A 2,503-nucleotide genomic window follows, 5' to 3' on the forward strand; every position below is an offset into this window, starting at 1 on the left:
CATCGGGATCAAGTGGCGCTCGGACTATATCTCGGGCGTGGTGCGGCGCGAGGACGGCTTCGTGGTCCTGATCGACCTGCCCCGACTGCTGTCCAGCACCGACACCGTCTCTCTGGCGTCCTTCCCCAACATCGATCGAGCGGCCTGACGGCCGCCGGCCGGTCAGGCGGCTCGGATACTCAGACCACGTTTCCAGGTCCCCGGGGGTCCAAATCGGTCGCCGCAGCGTAATGGACGGGAAGAAGGATTTTCTTTCTCGGCTCTGCTTCGCTAATAGGCCCGCAATGACTGATGCGCCCCCGACCGCCTCCCGACTGACCCAGGCCGACGCCGAGGCCGCCGTCCGCACCCTGATCGAATGGGCGGGCGACGATCCCGACCGCGAGGGCTTGCTGGAAACCCCGGCGCGGGTGGCGCGCAGCTATCGCGAGCTGTTTTCGGGCTACGAGGTCGATCCCCTGTCCTATCTGGAGAAGACCTTCGAGGAGACGGGCGGTTACGACCAGCTGGTCGTGCTGAAGGACATCCGGTTCGTCAGCTTCTGCGAGCACCATATGCTGCCGGTCGTGGGCAAGGCCCATGTCGCCTATCTGCCGACCGACCGCGTGGTCGGCATTTCCAAACTGGCGCGGGTGGTGCGCGGCTTCGCCCGACGCCTGCAGATCCAGGAAAAGATGACGGCCGAGATCGCCGAGGCCATCCAGACCGTCCTGAAGCCCCAGGGCGTGGGCGTGGTCATCGAGGCCGAACACAGCTGCATGACCTTGCGCGGCGTCAACGCCCCCGGCGCCAGTCTGTCGACCAGCCACCTGATCGGCGTGGTCCGCGACGATCCCCGCACCCGCGAGGAGTTCCTGCGCCTCGTGCGCGGCTAGAGGTCCCACTACGGCCCGGCTCTTGCGAGATCGGGGTCATAGGAGGCGTTCGCCGTGCCCTGGAGCCTGATTTCGACCCGAAACGAGACAACCCCGATCGCCCGTGGCGGCTGGCTGGACGCTCTGCGTTTCATTGTGGCCTTCCTGATCATCCTGCATCACTTCCAGGGAGCCGGGCCGGTTCCTCTGGCCGAGGCCGTGCATCCGGTGTTCTCGCGTGGCGGCTTCCTGCTGACCAACTTCTTTCTGATCGATTCCGGCTATGTGCTGATGCGGGTCTATGGGGCCGCAGTGGGCCAGGGCCGGATGTCGGCGGGCGACTTCGTGCTGAAGCGGGTCCTTCGCGTGGTCCCCGCTCATCTGATCATGGGGCTGTCGCTGGTCGCCCTGGTGTTGCTCGGTGCGGCTGCGGGGGCGGCGCCGCGCAATCCGGAATGGTTCCGCTGGGACCAGCTGCCGGCCCAGTTGCTGCTGTTGCAGTCCTATGGCGTGCCCGGCGGCTTGGGCTGGAACGCCCCGACCTGGTCGATCTCGGCCCTGATCGGCTGCTATCTGTGTTTCCCCTGGATCCTGCGCGGTCTGACGCGACTGGGGCCCTGGGGCGCCCTGGCCCTGGGCGTCGCCGCCTATCTGACCGCCAACCAGCTGTGCTGGAGCCTGCTGGGCCATCCCGTCTATCAGATGCCGATGGGCTACGGCTTCGTGCGCGCCCTGCCCCTGTTCTTCCTGGGCATGAGCCTGGCCTGGTTCGCCCAGAAGATCTGGATCGACCCCCGTCTGGCCGGCTGGGTCGGCGTCGCCGCCTTCCTCGGCCTGGCGCTCGCTCAGGCCCTCGGCAAGAACGCCCTGATCTCCCTGGCGATGATCTCCCTGATTATTCTGGCCGCCGGTGCCGTGCCGGTGCGTCGTCCGTCGAAATGGGTGGAGACCGCCGCCATGGTCTCCTTCTCGATGTTCATCTCAAATGAGATCGTCCGCATCGCCTGGTTCGGGGTGGTCAATGCGGCTGCGGCCCGCTTCGCCCTGTCGGCGCCCGTGCAGTGGGCGCTCTGGGGCGGCGGGGTGCTGGCGGCGGTCGCCTTCGCCTTCGCCTTCCATTTCGCGATCGACGACCGGATCCAGTCGCGGATCCGGTCTTGGCTGAAGCGCCGCCGTGGCGGACGTCGAACGACCCCGGTGGAAGCAGGGCCTGTGGTCTCGCTCGAGGGATAGGCCGTCAGTCCTCGTCGTCGTCCTCGGGCGCGTCGGGGATTTCTGGCGTGACGACGGCGGGGGCGATGGTCTTGATCTCGCCCAGCTTGGCGCCGGGGAAGGCCAGAAGCACCGCCTTGATGAAGGGGTCGGCCTCGACCTTCTCGCGCTCGGCGGCCCGCTCCTTCTTCTGACGCTCGATCAGGGTCTCGCCGCCGCCCTGGCCGTTGGCGGCGATCAGCCAGGTGCGGCCGGTCCATTCCCGCAGCCGCCCGGCCAGGCGCCGGGCCAGTTCGACCGGCGCGCCCTCGACGCTTTCATAGACGATGGCGCCGGGCTTGAACGAGACGGGTTTGACGAACCGCTCGACATCCATCTGCAGACCGACTTCGCGTTTCTCGCCGATCAGGGCGACCACCTGCTCGAAGGTCTGCGGG

2 protein-coding genes and 1 pseudogene are annotated in these 2,503 nt (G+C 67.4%); 2 read left to right on the top strand and 1 reads right to left on the bottom strand.

Translation table 11 applies throughout. From position 1 onward, the window contains the following. Positions 1–284: 284 nt before the first annotated feature. Positions 285–875 (top strand): GTP cyclohydrolase I FolE, encoded by a 591-nt coding sequence (gene folE, locus ER13_RS16945; RefSeq protein ID WP_008264053.1) that lies wholly within the window; start codon positions 285–287, stop codon positions 873–875. Between the two features lie 54 nt (positions 876–929). After that, positions 930–2,087 carry an acyltransferase gene (locus ER13_RS16950; RefSeq protein ID WP_035311203.1) on the top strand — a complete coding sequence of 386 codons (1,158 nt, stop codon included), beginning with the start codon at positions 930–932 and terminating at the stop codon, positions 2,085–2,087. A 4-nt stretch (positions 2,088–2,091) separates the two neighbouring features. On the opposite strand, the pseudogene ER13_RS16955 reads toward ER13_RS16950, so the two are convergent. Continuing rightward, positions 2,092–2,503, bottom strand: a pseudogene (locus tag ER13_RS16955) (DNA polymerase III subunit gamma/tau); the annotation flags it as partial.

It is taken from the genome of Brevundimonas sp. EAKA (assembly GCF_000698025.1).
Taxonomy (GTDB): Bacteria; Pseudomonadota; Alphaproteobacteria; order Caulobacterales; family Caulobacteraceae; genus Brevundimonas; species Brevundimonas mediterranea_A.

Excerpts from the sequence above, each read along its gene's own strand:
- folE (WP_008264053.1), top strand. The coding sequence starts at position 285 with ATGACTGATGCGCCCCCGACCGCCTCCCGACTGACCCAGGCCGACGCC.